Source organism: Ensifer sp. 4252 (genome assembly GCF_050434565.1).
In the GTDB taxonomy this organism is placed as follows: Bacteria; Pseudomonadota; Alphaproteobacteria; order Rhizobiales; family Rhizobiaceae; genus Ensifer.
On the sequence record NZ_JBNDIU010000017.1, the window covers coordinates 42713 to 57459 of the forward strand.

The 14747-nt window shown below is 62.2% G+C and carries 16 protein-coding genes and 1 pseudogene; 9 read left to right on the forward strand and 8 right to left on the reverse strand.

Features of this window, described 5'->3' with window-relative positions; all coding sequences use genetic code 11:
• Positions 1-92: 92 nt before the first annotated feature.
• The 5 genes and pseudogenes from ABIE33_RS25385 to ABIE33_RS25405 all read left to right on the forward strand — a co-directional run.
• Positions 93-425, forward strand: a pseudogene (locus tag ABIE33_RS25385) (cyclic nucleotide-binding domain-containing protein); the annotation flags it as partial.
• Positions 426-569: 144 nt separating this feature from the next.
• Positions 570-1403, forward strand: coding sequence for a response regulator (locus ABIE33_RS25390; protein WP_429130576.1), 834 nt, complete (start codon positions 570-572; stop codon positions 1401-1403).
• A gap of 415 nt (positions 1404-1818) precedes the next feature.
• Positions 1819-3111 carry a diguanylate cyclase gene (locus ABIE33_RS25395; protein ID WP_429130577.1) on the forward strand — a complete coding sequence of 431 codons (1293 nt, stop codon included), beginning with the start codon at positions 1819-1821 and terminating at the stop codon, positions 3109-3111.
• Positions 3112-3248: 137 nt separating this feature from the next.
• Positions 3249-3731, forward strand: coding sequence for a VOC family protein (locus ABIE33_RS25400; protein ID WP_429130578.1), 483 nt, complete (start codon positions 3249-3251; stop codon positions 3729-3731).
• A gap of 263 nt (positions 3732-3994) precedes the next feature.
• Positions 3995-4414 (forward strand): DUF805 domain-containing protein, encoded by a 420-nt coding sequence (locus ABIE33_RS25405; RefSeq protein ID WP_429130579.1) that lies wholly within the window; start codon positions 3995-3997, stop codon positions 4412-4414.
• 121 nt (positions 4415-4535) lie between these two features.
• On the opposite strand, the gene ABIE33_RS25410 is transcribed toward ABIE33_RS25405, so the two are convergent.
• From ABIE33_RS25410 to ABIE33_RS25425, 4 genes are all read right to left on the reverse strand, one after another.
• The gene (locus ABIE33_RS25410; protein ID WP_429130580.1) at positions 4536-5135 is read right to left on the reverse strand and encodes a YdeI/OmpD-associated family protein; all 600 of its coding nucleotides are present in this window, start codon (positions 5133-5135) and stop codon (positions 4536-4538) included.
• Positions 5136-5502: 367 nt separating this feature from the next.
• Positions 5503-6507 carry a GlxA family transcriptional regulator gene (locus tag ABIE33_RS25415; RefSeq protein WP_429130581.1) on the reverse strand — a complete coding sequence of 335 codons (1005 nt, stop codon included), beginning with the start codon at positions 6505-6507 and terminating at the stop codon, positions 5503-5505.
• 455 nt (positions 6508-6962) lie between these two features.
• A complete protein-coding gene (locus tag ABIE33_RS25420; protein WP_429130582.1) occupies positions 6963-7166 on the reverse strand; it encodes a hypothetical protein in 204 nt (67 codons plus the stop codon).
• A 97-nt stretch (positions 7167-7263) separates the two neighbouring features.
• On the reverse strand, positions 7264-7584 hold the full coding sequence (locus ABIE33_RS25425; RefSeq protein ID WP_429130583.1) for a hypothetical protein: 321 nt from the start codon (positions 7582-7584) through the stop codon (positions 7264-7266).
• A gap of 115 nt (positions 7585-7699) precedes the next feature.
• Between ABIE33_RS25425 and ABIE33_RS25430 the strand changes: the two genes are divergently transcribed.
• The 4 genes from ABIE33_RS25430 to ABIE33_RS25445 all read left to right on the forward strand — a co-directional run bounded on the left by ABIE33_RS25430 (position 7700) and on the right by ABIE33_RS25445 (position 10361).
• The gene (locus tag ABIE33_RS25430) at positions 7700-8623 is read left to right on the forward strand and encodes a LysR substrate-binding domain-containing protein (protein ID WP_429130584.1); all 924 of its coding nucleotides are present in this window, start codon (positions 7700-7702) and stop codon (positions 8621-8623) included.
• Positions 8624-8686: 63 nt separating this feature from the next.
• Positions 8687-9337, forward strand: coding sequence for a VIT1/CCC1 transporter family protein (locus ABIE33_RS25435; protein WP_429130585.1), 651 nt, complete (start codon positions 8687-8689; stop codon positions 9335-9337).
• Positions 9338-9523: 186 nt separating this feature from the next.
• Positions 9524-9835 carry an ArsR/SmtB family transcription factor gene (locus ABIE33_RS25440; protein ID WP_429130586.1) on the forward strand — a complete coding sequence of 104 codons (312 nt, stop codon included), beginning with the start codon at positions 9524-9526 and terminating at the stop codon, positions 9833-9835.
• Between the two features lie 58 nt (positions 9836-9893).
• On the forward strand, positions 9894-10361 hold the full coding sequence (locus ABIE33_RS25445) for an SRPBCC family protein (protein ID WP_429130587.1): 468 nt from the start codon (positions 9894-9896) through the stop codon (positions 10359-10361).
• Between the two features lie 287 nt (positions 10362-10648).
• On the opposite strand, the gene ABIE33_RS25450 is transcribed toward ABIE33_RS25445, so the two are convergent.
• The 4 genes from ABIE33_RS25450 to ABIE33_RS25465 all read right to left on the reverse strand — a co-directional run bounded on the left by ABIE33_RS25450 (position 10649) and on the right by ABIE33_RS25465 (position 14675).
• Positions 10649-12721 carry an ASKHA domain-containing protein gene (locus ABIE33_RS25450; protein ID WP_429130588.1) on the reverse strand — a complete coding sequence of 691 codons (2073 nt, stop codon included), beginning with the start codon at positions 12719-12721 and terminating at the stop codon, positions 10649-10651.
• A gap of 162 nt (positions 12722-12883) precedes the next feature.
• Positions 12884-13231, reverse strand: coding sequence for a hypothetical protein (locus tag ABIE33_RS25455; RefSeq protein ID WP_429130589.1), 348 nt, complete (start codon positions 13229-13231; stop codon positions 12884-12886).
• 224 nt (positions 13232-13455) lie between these two features.
• Positions 13456-13671 carry a hypothetical protein gene (locus ABIE33_RS25460; RefSeq protein ID WP_429130590.1) on the reverse strand — a complete coding sequence of 72 codons (216 nt, stop codon included), beginning with the start codon at positions 13669-13671 and terminating at the stop codon, positions 13456-13458.
• Between the two features lie 41 nt (positions 13672-13712).
• On the reverse strand, positions 13713-14675 hold the full coding sequence (locus tag ABIE33_RS25465; RefSeq protein ID WP_429130591.1) for a methyltetrahydrofolate cobalamin methyltransferase: 963 nt from the start codon (positions 14673-14675) through the stop codon (positions 13713-13715).
• Positions 14676-14747 lie beyond the last annotated feature (72 nt).

Below are 14747 nucleotides of genomic sequence, written 5' to 3' on the forward strand. Positions count from 1 at the left end.
GCGGCCTGCTCGCCGCGATCGGGCTCGTTGTGGTCGCTGCACTCACGACACCGGACATGACCGGACGAACCAGGCTCAATCTGGAGGCCTGCTCGGCCGCGCTCGTCGAGATCGTGCGGGCGCTGAGGCCCCGCGTCGTGCCGGCAGGCGCCGTCATCTGCCGCAAGGGCGAGACCGGCGACCAGATGTTCTTCATCGTCGAGGGGCGCGTCAGCATCGCGACACCGAACCCGGTGGAGCTAGGCGCTGGCAGCTTCTTCGGCGAGATGGCGCTGATTACGGGCGAGCCCCGCTCGGCGACCGAGGTCTCGCTACTGTTGCTGTACTCGGAGGATTTCCAGATGCTGTCCAGCAGCAACCCGGAGATCGCGGAGATCATCCGCAAGACCGCGCTCGAGCGGCGCGGCGCGACGCCGAAGGCTTGACGGCCCCGTATGGCCATTGGGTCGTATGCCCAGAGCTGAACGCAAGCGCGCCAAGCAGCCATTTCACCGGCTGCTCATTAACAGCCGGGAAAGTCTTTCTCCTCTAGCATGGCTTCGGGGACACTCTTTACTTAAAGGCGATCAATGTCATTTTTCGGCGTTTCCGGAATGTACTATTCCGGTGAATCTCTTGCTGAGCACCGCATCGTGCTGGCCGAGGACTCCAATCTGTTTTCGTCGATGGTCTCGAAGCGGCTGAAGGAGCTGTTCGACATCGACGTCATCGTCTGCCGCGATTATGACGATCTGCAGTTTGCCGTCGAAAATGCGACGTTCCCGGCGTCGCTGGCCATTTCCAATATCAACCTGCCCGGTGCCGAGAATGGCGAAGCGCTCAACTATCTCATCGACATGAGCGTGCCGACCGTGGTCTTCACCGGCTCTTTCCAGGAAAGCACCCGCGAAAAGATCCTGGCGAAGGAGATCGTCGACTACGTCATCAAGGACAGCGTCTTTGCCGTCGACATGCTGGCGGAATCGGTTTGCCGGTTTCTCACCAACCACAAGCACCATGTGCTTGTTGTCGACGACAGCCCGACGGCGCGCGCGCTTCTGACGACGCAGCTGAAGCGCTACAATTTCCGTACCAGCTCGGCGGAAAACGGTGCCGTGGCGCTCGAAATTCTCAAGAACAATCCGGATATCGGCCTCGTCATCACCGACTACAACATGCCCGACATCGACGGTTTCGAGCTGACGCGGCGCATCCGCAGCGCCTATGGCCCGCATCAGTTGCGCATCATCGGCGTCTCGTCCTCGACCAACCGGCTCTTGTCGGCGCGCTTCCTCAAGGCCGGCGGCAATGACTTCGTCGTGCGCCCCTTCGTCAACGAGGAGTTCTATTGCCGCGTCAATCAGAACCTCGATACGCTGACCAAGATCAAGACCTTGAGCGAAAAGGTGAAAGTTCCCGCGTAAGGTGGGCCAGATCTCTGTGGCTTTGACTGCTCGATACGCGGTCTTGTCGGCGCCTTGAGCCCGCCTGCCGCCTCCATTTCGAGGCGGCGGCGCTCCTCTGTCGGCTACACATGCCGGCGCATTTGCAGCTTTCCTGCGCTTGCGACCCATAAAATTGCTCGGGTCGCGAGAAAAGACTCCTTGCGGTTGCCGCATTAACGAAATTGCAATCCGGACCGTCTTCAATCGGCCGCAACAAAGGTGGGGAACCCGGTAACGCCTGATCATGCCAAGACACAACGTCTGGCGCGATCCGTGCCGGGTATAATTGTATATTGGGAGCCAGCGTCGCCCTTTAGGGACAGCACGCCTGCGGCTCGAAATCGGGATTTGCAGGGACGTGAGATTGCGCCGCACGCCAGGTCGGATCAATTCTGTGCAAAAGCACAGCGACAAGCGCATGCTGCTGATCGAAGATTCCCGCATGTTTGCAACCGCGCTGAAATACGGCCTGGAAACGGTGCATGGCATCCGTGTCACCCATTGCGCCTCGCTGGAGGCGCTGCGCCAGGAAATGGCCGCAGCCCCGGATAGCTTTTCGCTCGCCGTGCTCGATCTTAACCTTCCCGACGCGCCCAATTGCGAGGCGCTCGATTTCATCCTCGCCAATCATGTGCCGGCCGTAGTCTTCACCGCGGCGTTCAACGACAGCACGCGCGACCAGATCCTTGGTCGCGGCGCGCTCGACTGCGTCATCAAGAACCAGCCGGAATCGATCAATCTCCTGATCGGTGCTGTCGACCGGGCGTTGACCAACGGCAAGACGACGGTGCTGCTTGCCGACTCCGACACGCTGTCGCGGGCCGAGCTTGCCGGCATCCTGCGCCGACAGCGGATTTCGGTGTGTGAAGTTGCCTCGGCCGCCGATGCGCTGCAGGTGCTCGATTCCGGCGAAGCGATCGATATCGTCGTCACCGATCTTGATCTCTCGGATATGACCGGGGCGGCGCTGCTTGCCGAGGTACGGCGGCGCCAGGGCGACGAGGCGTTGCCGGTGATCGCGCTTTCCGACAGCGGCGACCGCCGAATCGGTGCGCGGTTCCTCGAGGCAGGGGGCACGGACTTCATCCAGAAGCCGTTTCTGGAGGCCGAGTTCAACGGCCGCATCGCCTATGCCGCCGGTATCCAGAAGCGGTTGCAGACGCTGCAGCGGCAGGCGGCGAGCGACTACCTGACCGATATCTACAATCGCCGCCACTTCTTCCTGACCGGCCCGCGCCTCGTCGAGCAATGCCTGCGCCGCGGCGAGACGACGGCGATCGCCATTCTCGACATCGACCATTTCAAGCGGCTGAACGACACCTACGGCCACGAGATCGGCGACGTGGTGTTGAAGCATGTGGCCAAGCGGCTGACGACGCTGGTCGGCGACGAACACCTGCTCGCTCGCCTCGGCGGCGAGGAGTTCGGCATCCTGTTCAACGGCTTCGACGTCCGGCGCGCCTTTACGTTCTGCGAGAAGCTGCGCACCGAGCTTGCGAGATCGCGCATCATCGCGGATGACGAGGAACTGTCGATTACGGTGTCGATCGGCCTTGCGACGATCGAGGCGCCGGAATCCTTCGAGAACTACCTGCACGCGGCCGACCAGTTTCTCTACATGGCCAAGCACGCTGGCCGAAACCGGGTGATCTCCGAGCTGGCCTTGCTGGATGCGCTGGCGTCGTAGTAGCGGCAATCCGCGCTGTCTGGCTACGGACCGGTTCTTGTGGTTCCAATAAATCACGAGGCCTTGTCGGTTCTGGCATTGGTGAGACGTCTTTCAAGCAGCTGGACCTGATCCAGGCCTGCGAAGAGGAGCCGCATATGACCAATGTTGTTTCAAATCTCTGGTACGAAAAGGACGCACTCAAGGCGGTCGAGTTTTACGTTTCGCTCGTCCCCAATTCGGCGATTGTCCGCACGACCGTGCTGCCGGCGGATTCGCCGAGCGGGCCGGCGGGCAGCGTCAAGGTGATCGAGTTCACGCTGGGAAACCAGCAGTTCACCGCGCTCGAAGCCGGACCGCTCGACCCGTTCAACCATTCCTTCTCGATCATGATCCAATGCGACAGTCAGGAGGAGATCGATCGCCTGTGGAATGCGCTGCTTGAAAACGGTGGGCAAGTGGAGCAATGCGGCTGGCTGCGGGACCGTTGGTGTCTCTGCTGGCAGATCACGCCGAGGGCGCTCGGCGACATGGTCGCCCATTCGGACCGCGAACGTGCCAGGCGTGTGACCGAGGCCATGCTCGGCATGGTCAAGCTCGATATCGCCGAGTTGGAGCGCGCCTTTCACGCTCGGGCATAGGGTCTGAACGTCTTGTCTTGTCCGTGCGTGGCCATCGCTCGCCGGTGACCACGCACGTGATGAACGGTAGCGTAGCGGGGACGTTTTGCACCCTGTGGCTGCGCAGCCATAGGGTGTGTTATTTCTTGGCAGCTACCTGCGCGCCGCCCAGAAGTTTCGATATAGGATGAAATGGGCCTGCTGGAATTGCAGGATGATGGCGCCGGCCTTGTTTGGTGCCTGGGCGTTCGGGCCGTGGCTGCGGTCCTATGAGAGGGGAAGCGGTGAATCTGCAGACATTTACGAGTCTTGACGGTCGCATCGGGCGCCAGACCTGGTGGCTAGCGATGATTGTGCTGCTGATCGCGACCGTCGTCGCAGTGTTCGCCGGCGCGGCACTGCTGGCGGCGGTAACCGGCGGCCAGACCGTTTCTTCCGATGGCAACAGTTACATGCACCTTCTTATTGTCGTTATCCTATTGGCGAGCATCGGCTTCGCGTTGGTCGTCAGCGTCAAGCGCTGGCATGACCGTGAAATGTCCGGCTGGTGGAACCTCGCGCTCTTTGTCCCGATCGTCGGTCCGCTGTTTGGTCTGGTCGTATTGGGATTTCTAAAGGGAGACGAGGGTGTGAACCGCTTTGGCGCTTCCGGCGTGGTGGAGCTTCCGGCGCCCGGCCCGCGCTTCGGGCGCGCGCCACAATAGCCGTCGTCATCGCGCGCTTCGTCGTTCGAGGCGGCGCACACGATGGCGCATGCGAACAAGCGACAGGAGCCGCAAAGTGGAGTTCGGTCGCAAGGGCCGCCATTGGCCTGCCGGCGAAAACTTACTTCCGGCTTTGCGGGTAGATCGTCTCGCCGCGCTTCAGCATCTCGACGAAGGTCTCGATCTTCTTCTTGCGGCCGGCTTCGGTCTTCATGTTGTGGGTGCGGAACGCGAGCGCGAAGCGGTTCTGGGCGCTGAGCCGGGCAAGCATTTCGCGGGCCTCGGGTTCGGCGTCGATCGCGGCCTGCAGGTCGTCGGGGATCTTCATGTCCTTGCCGCTGGCATAGGCCCGGTCCCAGCGCCCGTCGGCCTTGGCGGCATCCACCTGGCGCAGCCCATGCTCGGTCATGCGTCCCTCGGCAATCAGCCGCGCGACATTGTCGACATTGATCTTGCTCCAGATGCTCTTCTTGCCGCGCGGCGAATAGCGCTGCAGGAAGCTCCTGTCGTCGAGCCCCTTGCGCACCCCGTCGATCCAGCCCCAGCAGAGCACCACGTCGATTGCTTCCTTGGGGGTGATCGAGGCAAGGCCGGAGCCGACCTTGTGGGTCTTGATCCAAACCTCGTCTTCGCTCTGATGGTGAGCGCCGAGCCAGTCGTAGAAGCTCTGGAAATCCCTGAATTCGTGGACCTTGGCGGGATTGATCTCGACCGGTGCCATATGGCGCGTTGCTCCTGATGGTGGCGCGATGGGGTCTGCGGCAGAGCCACAAATGTCCTGCGGCTCGGGGCGTGATTCGCAGATGCCGCAAACAGTCATCTCTCAGCGGTGAGCGTGCAAGCTCTACTTCTTGCCGACCGGGGCGTGGTGACAGAAACAAGGCCATAAAAGCGCGGGAACAAAAGCGGGGTGCGGCGTGCCGACTTCTCTACTCGTCATCCTCGGGCTTGACCCGCGGATCCATGCCGCACGGCACGTTGGTGCCTGGATGACGGAGGGGCGGACTTGCAGTCAGCAAACTTTGCAGCCCGTGTCCCAAAACGACGAAGGGCGGAAACTCCGCCCTTCGTCATCCTTCTGGCGCTCTCTATCGCGCCATCTGCAGCGTCAGCTTGCGGTCGGCGCGCTCCTGCTGCGGCGAGCGATTGTAGAGTTCGCGATAACACTTGGAGAAGTGCGACGCGGAGACGAAGCCGCAGGCGACGGCGACTTCGACGACCGGCATCGACGACTGGATGAGGAGGTGGCGAGCGCGGTCGAGGCGGATCTCCAGGTAGTAGCGGGCAGGGGACCGCCCCATTTCCTGGCGGAACAGCCGCTCGATCTGGCGGCGCGACAGGTCGGCGCCCTCGGCGATCTCCAGGAGCGACAGCGGTTCGGCAAGGTTGCCTTCCATCAGTTCGATGATCGACAGTACCTTGGCGTTCTGGACGCCGAGACGGGCGCGCAGCGGCAGCCGCTGGCGGTCGTGAGGGCCGCGCACGCGGTCGGTCAACGCCTGTTCGCAGACACGGTTGACGAGGTTCTCGCCGAAATCCTGGTCGATCAGGTTCAGCATCATGTCGAGCGAGGCGGTGCCGCCGGCGCAGGTATAGATGTTGCTGTCGATCTCATAGAGGTCGGCATAGACGTCGACCTGCGGGAAATTCTCGGAAAAGCCGGGCAGGTTTTCCCAGTGGATGGCGCAGCGCTTGCCTGTCAGCAGGCCGGCCGAGGCCAGCACATGGGCGCCCGTACAGAGGCTGCCGACGGCGACGCCGCGGTTGTAGACCTCGCGCAGCCAGGCATTGACCGACTTGTTGTTGAAATCCTCGACATAGATGCCGGAACAGACCAGCACCATCGACGGACGGTTTTCCCCGCCCAGGAACTTGCGTTCGTCGGCCAGAGACGAGTTGACCTCCAGGCCGATGCCGCTCGAAGAAAGAACCTTTTCGCCGTCGGTCGACGTGAGGCGCCATGTATAGGCCTCGTAGCCGAGCATGCGGTTGGCGATGCGGAGCGTTTCAATGGCGGCCGAAAACGGCAGCATGGAAAAGTTCGGTACCAGGAAGAAGACGAGAGAACGCTTTTTGGTCAAGGGCTTGTTCATGAGGCTTCCCATGCTTGGCGGTGCCGTATATTCGTCGCTTGGAAGATACCGTCCGGCTTGTCTGTTTGCGACATTGACATGGAAAGCAGCGACCGCAAAGACATTTCGCATTGCGACATGGGGCGGGAAAGCCGCTGTCGAGCCGGTTTTGCGGCTTTTGTAAGGAATGCGACAGATTTACCGGCGCGACTGACGTAATCTGACAAGAAACGCCAGGGATGCGTAATTTTCGAAAAGAACGCCTTTGGGTTGTATTTGCCGATTGCGACGCGCCGGCGGTGAAAAGGCCGGGTGTCGGTATCGGACAAGTTCGGGCAAAGGGCGGTTCGGGGCGTTTCGACGCCCGCCGGCATCTGGCGAGACCACAAAAGGAGAAGGGCACCGCCTTCTCGACGATGCCCTTCAGCGGTTTGCGCTCGGGGTCTTGGGTCCCCGAAAACAGGTCAGGCGGTCATTCATTGCTCGGTCTTGTGCACCGCGTCGACGACTGACGGAAAACCGATGTCCTTCATCGTGTCGTAGGACAGGTTTTCAAGCGCGCGCTCGTTGGAATAGCGCTTCCACGCAGCCCAGGCGCGGGCACGAAGGCTGAAGAGACCCGGGATGGACGAGGGGGAGGATGCCCGGTCCGAGGTCTGGAATAGATGGATAGTAGACATTTCATGGCTCCTTCTGAGTGCCTCAGAGGTCGCGACCACGATCTATATATGTCGCAACCCTAATCATCATTCAAACGAATATGTTTGATAGTTTTCATCAAACATGGTGATCAATCAGCGTCTCGGCGAAGATGAGGTCGTTGCGGACCCGCTTGGGTAGTCTCGCCAATTCGCGGTGGGCTTCCACCCGATTCCGGGCGATGCGTTTTGCCTGTCGTTTTCGTGCAATGCTGTCGATCAGCGATTGCACGCGGGAGAGGAACGACAAGACGAGATCGCCGTCGGCATTGACCTGTCTCACAGGCAAGGTCTTTGCCAATTGCACGACATGCTCGGGAGTGCGGTTCATCTTGGGTTTCACCTTGCTCACGCGCCGAATGCCCTGCGGGGCAGCGAAGGCCATTGTTGTCGCGGACATGACTGGTTTCCTTCCTTTGGCGTCCTTGCAACTTGACTATCGGTCTTTGTTGATGTTCAATCAAACGAAATGAAGTGAACCATTCTTTCAGTTTTATTGATCAAGGAATGCCGCCATGAACATGATGCTGCGCCATGCGCTTCCGCTCCTGGAAATGGATGTGTTGAAGACCTTCGTCGCCATCGCCGAAACGGGCAACTTCACCACTGCGGCCGAAACGGTCTACCGCACCCCGTCGGCGGTCTCGATGCAGATCAAGAAGCTGGAAGAGCTGCTCGGCTGCACGCTGTTCTTGCGCGACGCGCGCTCGGTGTCGCTGACGCCAAAGGGCGAGATGCTGTTGGGTTTTGCCCGCCGTCTGCTGGCGCTCAACAATGAGACGGTGTCGCGCTTCCTGCTGCCCGACATGAATGGCGTCGTGCGCGTCGGTGCGCCCGAGGACGTCGGCGAACGCATCCTGCCGGAAGTGCTGAAGCGCTTTGCTGAATCCTATCCGAACGTCACGGTCGACGTATCGATCGGTATGAGCGGCGCCATGCGCAAGCGCGTCGACGAACATCGCCTCGACATCGCGATCTTCAACAGCCTGACCGATGTCGCGCCGAAGAACGGCGAAATCCTGATGCAGGAAAAGCTGGTCTGGGCGGGCGTCAAATGCGGCAATGCGCATCTTAAGGATCCGCTGCCGGTGTCGATGTGGGAGGATGGCTGCGTCTGGCGGGCCGATGCGGTGGAAAAGCTGTCGCGCGCCGGCCGCCGGTTCCGCATTGCCTTTCTCAGCGCCTATACCACGGGCCAGCGTGCCGCCGTGCTCGCCGGCCTCGCGATTGCGCCGCTGCCGCGTTACCTTGTCCAGGGTGAGATGGTGCAGCTTGGCGAGCGCGACGGTCTTCCCGATCTCGGCCATTACGATATCGGCCTGCAGGTGATCGACGATGCGCCGGCGCCGGTTCTGGCTGTCGCAGACCATGTTCGCGACGCTTTCGCCGAACTGAGGATCCAGTCGGGAGAGGCGCGGCTTGCGACAGCGGTCGCCTGACCAACCGGATTGCCCCGGCCACATCGTCGTCCGCTGACCACCGGGCCGGAGGGGCGAGGCGTGATGAGAGATGACCAGCCGCGCCCCATTCTGGATCCGATCGACCGGCTCTCGGAGATCATTTTCGGGCTGCTGATGGCGCTGTCCTTCACCGGTACGATGAGTGTCGCCGTCGGTGGCGGCGAGAAGGTGACAGCGGTGCTCACCGCCGCTTTGGGCTGCAATCTGGCCTGGGGCATTGTCGATGGTGTCATGCATGCGCTGACGACGGCGGTGGAGCGGGTGCGGCGCCGCGGCTTTGTTGCTGCTTTGAGGAGCGAGCCGCTGGCCAACGCGCGCCAGCTGTTTCTCGACAGCCTGCCTGACGATGTGCGTCTCGTGGCTTCGGAAAACGAAGTGGAAGCAATTCTGCAACGCGTTCGCACGTTGCCCGCGGAACCGCCGAGGGCGGTCGTCACCGGCCGCGATCTCAAGGCGGCGCTCGCCATCTTCGCGCTCGTCGTCATTTCGACATTGCCGCCCAGCATTCCGTTCCTTTTGATCGAGCGCATCGATGTCGCCATGCGCGTTTCGAATGCCGTCGCACTGGTCATGCTGTTTGCGATCGGCGCCCAGCTTGGCTGCTACATGGGGCGAAGCCCCTGGCCGATGGCGTTTGCGATGGCGGCGATCGGCGGCGTTCTGGTGGCAATCACGATTGCGCTCGGCGGGTAGAAAAGGGCCCGCCGCCACCGGCGCGGGTCGGTCTCGTCATCGTATCCAGATTCATGTTCGTGCTGTAACCAGCTGAATTCTAGTGCATTTTCATGGCGCGATGCTCTCGCGCGGGATCGACAGGATCATCGGGTGGCGGCGGTGACGTTCGGCTTGCCTATCATAAGTATCGGCTTATAATAAGGCATGGCTTATGAAGGCAGAGTGCTTGCCGCGCTTGCGGACCCGACCCGGCGGGCGATCATCGAGAAACTCGCGACGGGCGGCTGCTCGGTTGCCGATATCGCCCGGTCATTGCCGGTGTCGCAGCCGGCAATATCGCAGCATCTGAAAGTGTTGAAACAGGCAGGCCTTGTTCACGACACGCCGTCAGGCACGCGCCGCATCTATTCGATCGACCCCGACGGCCTGGGCCCACTGCGGCAATGGCTCGATCGGTTCTGGGGCGATCAGCTCGCGGCCTTCAAGGTGATTGCCGATCGCGACGAGCCCGGGTGAAGCGATTAGCGATGCCTCGCTATGACCGCGAATGCATCGTGCAACGGGAGGGAGCGCCATGCATGTCATCGAACCGGCACCGGTGCGCAAGTCTGTCACGGTGCGCGCGGCGCCGGAGCGGGCCTTCGACATCTTCGTTTCGGCAATGGGCGATTGGTGGCTGAAGAGCCATAGCCTGACGGACAGCGGACAGAGGACCGTTATCGTCGAACCGTTCGCCGGCGGCCGCTGGTACGAGATTGGCAATTCCGGGGAAGAGAAGGAATGGGGGCGGGTGCTCGCCTGTGATCGGCCGAGGCGCATTCTTTTCGCCTGGCAGCTCAATGCCGAATGGACCTTCGATCCGGATTTCCAGACCGAGGTGGAGGTGACCTTTGAACCCATGACGGATGGCGGCACGATGGTGCGGCTCGAACACCGCGACCTGGCGAGCTATGGCGCCAAGGCGAACGAAGTCCGTGCGTCGCTCGATTCCGAAGGTGGCTGGGCGGGGTTGCTGGGAGCGTTTGCGGCGAGGGCTGGGTGAGGCGGGGTGCTCGAAGTGACCGTAAGAGGTCGTGCCCGCCCCCTCATCCCGCTGCCGCGACCTTCTCCCCGCAGGCGGGGAGAAGGGGCATGCCGCGCTCGCCCACTTACCCAGTCCAGCCCCAAAATCCAGTGAGGTGTCCGTGGCTCCTTGACGACCGCTTCTGACAACGAGGCTGCTGCGTGAACGCGTTCCCTCTCCCCGCTTGCGGGGAGAGGGCTAGGGTGAGGGGCTAAGGCCTGCGTCGGATTCTCGGCGCTGTTGCGGAGCTGGAACGAGCTCAGTGTCTACTCGCGGCTGCGTCTCCGCCGTCTGCCGCCGCCTTCGCCATCGTCGCTGGTCACCTTGCGTTCCGGCAGGGTGACGACCGCAGACAGTTTCGGGAAGGCGTCGACCTTGTTCGGCATCGCCATGGCGTTGATGAAATGCTCCTGAAACTTTGATTCAAGCGCCGTCTCTATCTTCTCGATTTTGCTGACGGTTTGCTCGATCTCGCGGCGGTGGCCACGGTTCAAGAGCGCCATGAGCGCGCCGGTGCCGGCGGCGTTGCCGACGGCCTTGACCTCGTCGAGGTCGCAGTCCGGGATCAGCCCAAGCACCATGGCGTATTTCGGGTCGATGAAGGAGCCGAAGGCGCCGGCGAAGCGGATGGTGTCGACATGGTCGATATCAAGCTTTTCCATGAGCAGCTTGATGCCGGCATAGAGTGCTGCCTTGGCGAGCTGGATGGCGCGGATATCGTTCTGCGTCACGGTGATGCGTTGCTCGCCCTCGTGCAGCAGGTAGGAGAAGGTGCGGCCGTTGGGGATGATGCGTGGGCTTTTCGCGGCCATGGCGCCATCGACGACGCCGTCCTGCGAGATGATACCGGAGAGATACATCTCGGCGACGATCTCGATGATTGCAGAGCCGCAGATGCCGGTGACGCCGACGGCGGCCGCCGCCTCGGCAAAACCATCTTCGTTCGACCATTTGTCGACGCCGATGACGCGGAAACGCGGCTCGAGCGTCTCGGGGTCGATGCGCACGCGCTCGATGGCACCCGGGGCCGCGCGCTGGCCGGAGGAGATTTCCGCCCCTTCGAAGGCGGGGCCGGTTGGCGAGGAGGCGGCGACGACGCGCTCCCTGTTGCCAAGAACGATCTCGGCATTGGTGCCGACATCGACGAGCAGCATCATCTTGTCCTGGCGGTAGGGCCCTTCCGACAGCGTGGCGCCGGCCGCATCGGCGCCGACATGGCCGGCGATGCAGGGCAGCATGTAGAGCCGGGCGCCGCGGTTGACGTCGATGTCGATCTCGTGCGCCCAATATTGCAGCGCACCGGAGACGGCGAGCGCAAACGGCGCCTGGCCGAGTTCGGTCGGGTCGATGCCGAGAAACAGGTGGTGCATGATCGGGTTGCCGACGAAGACCATGTCGAGAACATCGTGGCGATCGACCTCACCTTCGGCGCAGACCTTGCCGATCAGGCCGTTGACCGCCTCGCGCACCGCCTTGGTCATGGCCTCGCGGCCATCCGGGTTCATCATCACGTAGGAAACGCGGCTCATCAGGTCTTCGCCAAAGCGGATCTGCGGGTTCGACGTGCCCGACGAGCCGACGATGCGGCCTGACAGCAGCGACACCAGATGCATGGCGATCGTCGTCGAGCCGATGTCGCAGGCAATGCCGTAAGCCTCGTTCTTCAGGCCGGGCCACAGGCCGACGATGAAGGGGCGCGAGCTGTCCATGTCGCGGTGGATTGCGGCAGTCACCGCCCAATTGCCCTTGCGCAGGATGGCCTGCACCTGCGGGATCAGGTGCGGCGCGATCAAGAGATCTTTCCAGCCCCAGTCCTTCTCCAGCATCACCTTCAGCCGGTCGAGATCGCCGAGCGGTTTGTGCATGTCGGGCTCGTCGACTTCGACATAGCAGAGCTGGACGGCGGCGTTGCGCTCGATCACCCGGTCGGTCGCCGCCTTGCGCACAACTTGGGCGTTGATGACGGTGTCCTGCGGCACGTCGATGACGAGATCGCCGAGGATCTGGGCGGAACAGGAGAGGCGGCGGCCGTCGGGCAGTTCGCGTACGGAGGCGTAGCGCTGCTCCTTCGGGCCGACAGGCGAAATATGGTCGTTGGAGGAGACGATCTTGTGTTTGGCGAAGTTGCCTTCCTGCACCTCGATCTGACAGCGCCCGCAGGTGGCGCGGCCGCCACACACGCTTTCGACATAGACCCCGAGCGAGCGGGCGGCATCGAGAACCGGCGTGCCGACCGGGAACCGGCCGCGCTTGCCCGACGGCATGAACAGAACGAGGGGATCCTTATGGGCGGCTTCGGTCATGTTGATCTCGATTTCGGAAGTGCCTTCGATGCGCATTCTGTTCTGTCTTTCCTCAGGGCCGCTTCAGTCCGACGAACCGAAGCACGGGTAAACGGCTTCAGACTGCACCGGAATGCAGCCTGATAGTTGTCAGATCCCGACATGGAAAGATCTGCGAGCATCATTTCGGAGGTGTTGCGCCTGCGCTTGCGTCGTCTTTCACGACGACTTGCGCGACAGCCGCCGGGCATTGCCGCGCACGCGCGTGCCGTAGGGCTTGAGAGCGGCAGCGGCGATCGCCGTTCCCCCCAGGCCGAACGATGCGTTTCCGCCCATCATCAGTCGCATCGTGTTGTCGAAGGCGGCACGCCACAGCGCCATGTTCACGGCCATCGCACTCTCCGTAGTGGCTGCGATCTTCTCCGACACCATGCGATTGATCTCGGTCGAATCCTGGCTCTTGCCGGTCAAGGCGGCCATCTGCATTTCGTGCAGCCGAAGCGCCATGACGAAAGGGGCCTCGAACCAGAGCGTGAACGTGTCCAGGTGAAGTCGGCGCGTTGTCATCGATGATCCCTACTCTTGTGCCGCGACAGCGGCGGTCGGATGCCTGACTATGATGCCGTGGTCGGTCTGGCGACTGCGACTGCCCAGGCAAACGCTGCCGCTACTGCATGTTTCCTTAAATCGTAGCCGATTTAAGGAAACATGCAGCAATTCAAAGTGCTACAGCGACCTTTGCGCGTCTGATAAGACGCGCGGCGCTGTAGTGTGATCGCGCGACCCCGGAATCAGACATTGATGATCCGTTCCCGGGAGCCGAAGTTGACCCTCTTCGTGACGACCGCAGCCAGTATGACGGCAAGCACGGCGAGGTTTACGAACAGGACCGGCAGAACGTAGGCCCTGAGCGCACCGTAGGATCTTTTGAACTCGCCCGCATCCTCAAACAGCCCATATCTGGCGAGGAGGGCCAGGGGGACGGCGCAGATGATTCCCATGGCCAATTTGTCCCCCCTTCCTACGCGACGTGACGCCGCGCAAAAACCTATTCGCTTGCCGCAGCGCCGCCGGTGCGCGCGGCGCGTCCGCCGCGGCGTCCGCCGGCTGCAGCCACAGGTGCGGCTGCAACCACGTGACCGCCCTCGGACGGCTTGTGGTCGCGGTAGGTTCTGATCCAGTGGGTGCAATTCGGGTCGGTGCCATTCAGCACGTTAGCGGCGCGTACGGCCTCCATTTCCTGCGGTCGGCAGGGGTTCATGATCGCCGAGGTCATGCCGGCGCCGATGACCATCGGGATGAAGCCGGCATTGATGCCGTGGCGGTGCGGCAGGCCGAAGGAGATGTTGGAGAGGCCGCAGGTGGTGTTGACCTTCAGCTCTTCACGAAGCCGCCGAAGAAGCGCAAAGACCTGGTGGCCGGCGCTGCCCAGAGCGCCGATGGGCATGACCAGCGGGTCGACCACGATGTCGTGTGGCTTGATGCCGTAGTCGGCGGCACGCTCGACGATTTTCTTGGCAACGGCGAAACGCACGTCCGGATCCATCGAAATGCCGGTTTCGTCGTTGGAGATGGCGACAACAGGCACGTCGTACTTCTTGCAGAGCGGCAGGATCGCCTCGAGCTTTTCCTCTTCGCCGGTGACCGAGTTGACCAGCGGCCGACCCTTGGCGACGCGAAGTGCGGCCTCGATCGCGGCCGAGACGGAGCTGTCTATCGACAGCGGCACGTCGACGAGGCCCTGGACGATTTCCAGCGTCTTGACGAGCAGTGGCGGTTCGGTCTCGTTGGGGTTGACGGCGGTGACGCCGGCGTTGACGTCGAGCATCGTTGCGCCTGCGGCAACCTGCTCGAGCGCGTCCTTGATGACGGTGTCGAAATTGCCCTCGATCATTTCGGCGGCCAGCTTCTTGCGGCCCGTCGGGTTGATGCGCTCGCCGATGACGCAGAAGGGCTGGTCGAAGCCGATGATGATTTCGCGGGTGGCAGAAGCGACGATAGTACGGGTCATGTAAGATCCTTTGATCCTGTGGCGTCGGGTTTCGTTATCTCACCCGTTAAGCGATGGAAGCGGCCGGACGGG

Bases quoted from the DNA above. Each gene is read 5' to 3' on its own strand.
- ABIE33_RS25450 (WP_429130588.1), bottom strand. From the start codon at position 12,721: ATGCGCATCGAAGGCACTTCCGAAATCGAGATCAACATGACCGAAGCC.
- ABIE33_RS25425 (WP_429130583.1), bottom strand. From the start codon at position 7,584: ATGTCCGCGACAACAATGGCCTTCGCTGCCCCGCAGGGCATTCGGCGC.
- ABIE33_RS25430 (WP_429130584.1), top strand. From the start codon at position 7,700: ATGAACATGATGCTGCGCCATGCGCTTCCGCTCCTGGAAATGGATGTG.
- ABIE33_RS25465 (WP_429130591.1), bottom strand. From the start codon at position 14,675: ATGACCCGTACTATCGTCGCTTCTGCCACCCGCGAAATCATCATCGGC.
- ABIE33_RS25415 (WP_429130581.1), bottom strand. From the start codon at position 6,507: ATGAACAAGCCCTTGACCAAAAAGCGTTCTCTCGTCTTCTTCCTGGTA.
- ABIE33_RS25400 (WP_429130578.1), top strand. From the start codon at position 3,249: ATGACCAATGTTGTTTCAAATCTCTGGTACGAAAAGGACGCACTCAAG.
- ABIE33_RS25455 (WP_429130589.1), bottom strand. From the start codon at position 13,231: ATGACAACGCGCCGACTTCACCTGGACACGTTCACGCTCTGGTTCGAG.
- ABIE33_RS25410 (WP_429130580.1), bottom strand. From the start codon at position 5,135: ATGGCACCGGTCGAGATCAATCCCGCCAAGGTCCACGAATTCAGGGAT.
- ABIE33_RS25435 (WP_429130585.1), top strand. From the start codon at position 8,687: ATGAGAGATGACCAGCCGCGCCCCATTCTGGATCCGATCGACCGGCTC.
- ABIE33_RS25420 (WP_429130582.1), bottom strand. From the start codon at position 7,166: ATGTCTACTATCCATCTATTCCAGACCTCGGACCGGGCATCCTCCCCC.
- ABIE33_RS25390 (WP_429130576.1), top strand. From the start codon at position 570: ATGTCATTTTTCGGCGTTTCCGGAATGTACTATTCCGGTGAATCTCTT.
- ABIE33_RS25440 (WP_429130586.1), top strand. From the start codon at position 9,524: ATGGCTTATGAAGGCAGAGTGCTTGCCGCGCTTGCGGACCCGACCCGG.
- ABIE33_RS25445 (WP_429130587.1), top strand. From the start codon at position 9,894: ATGCATGTCATCGAACCGGCACCGGTGCGCAAGTCTGTCACGGTGCGC.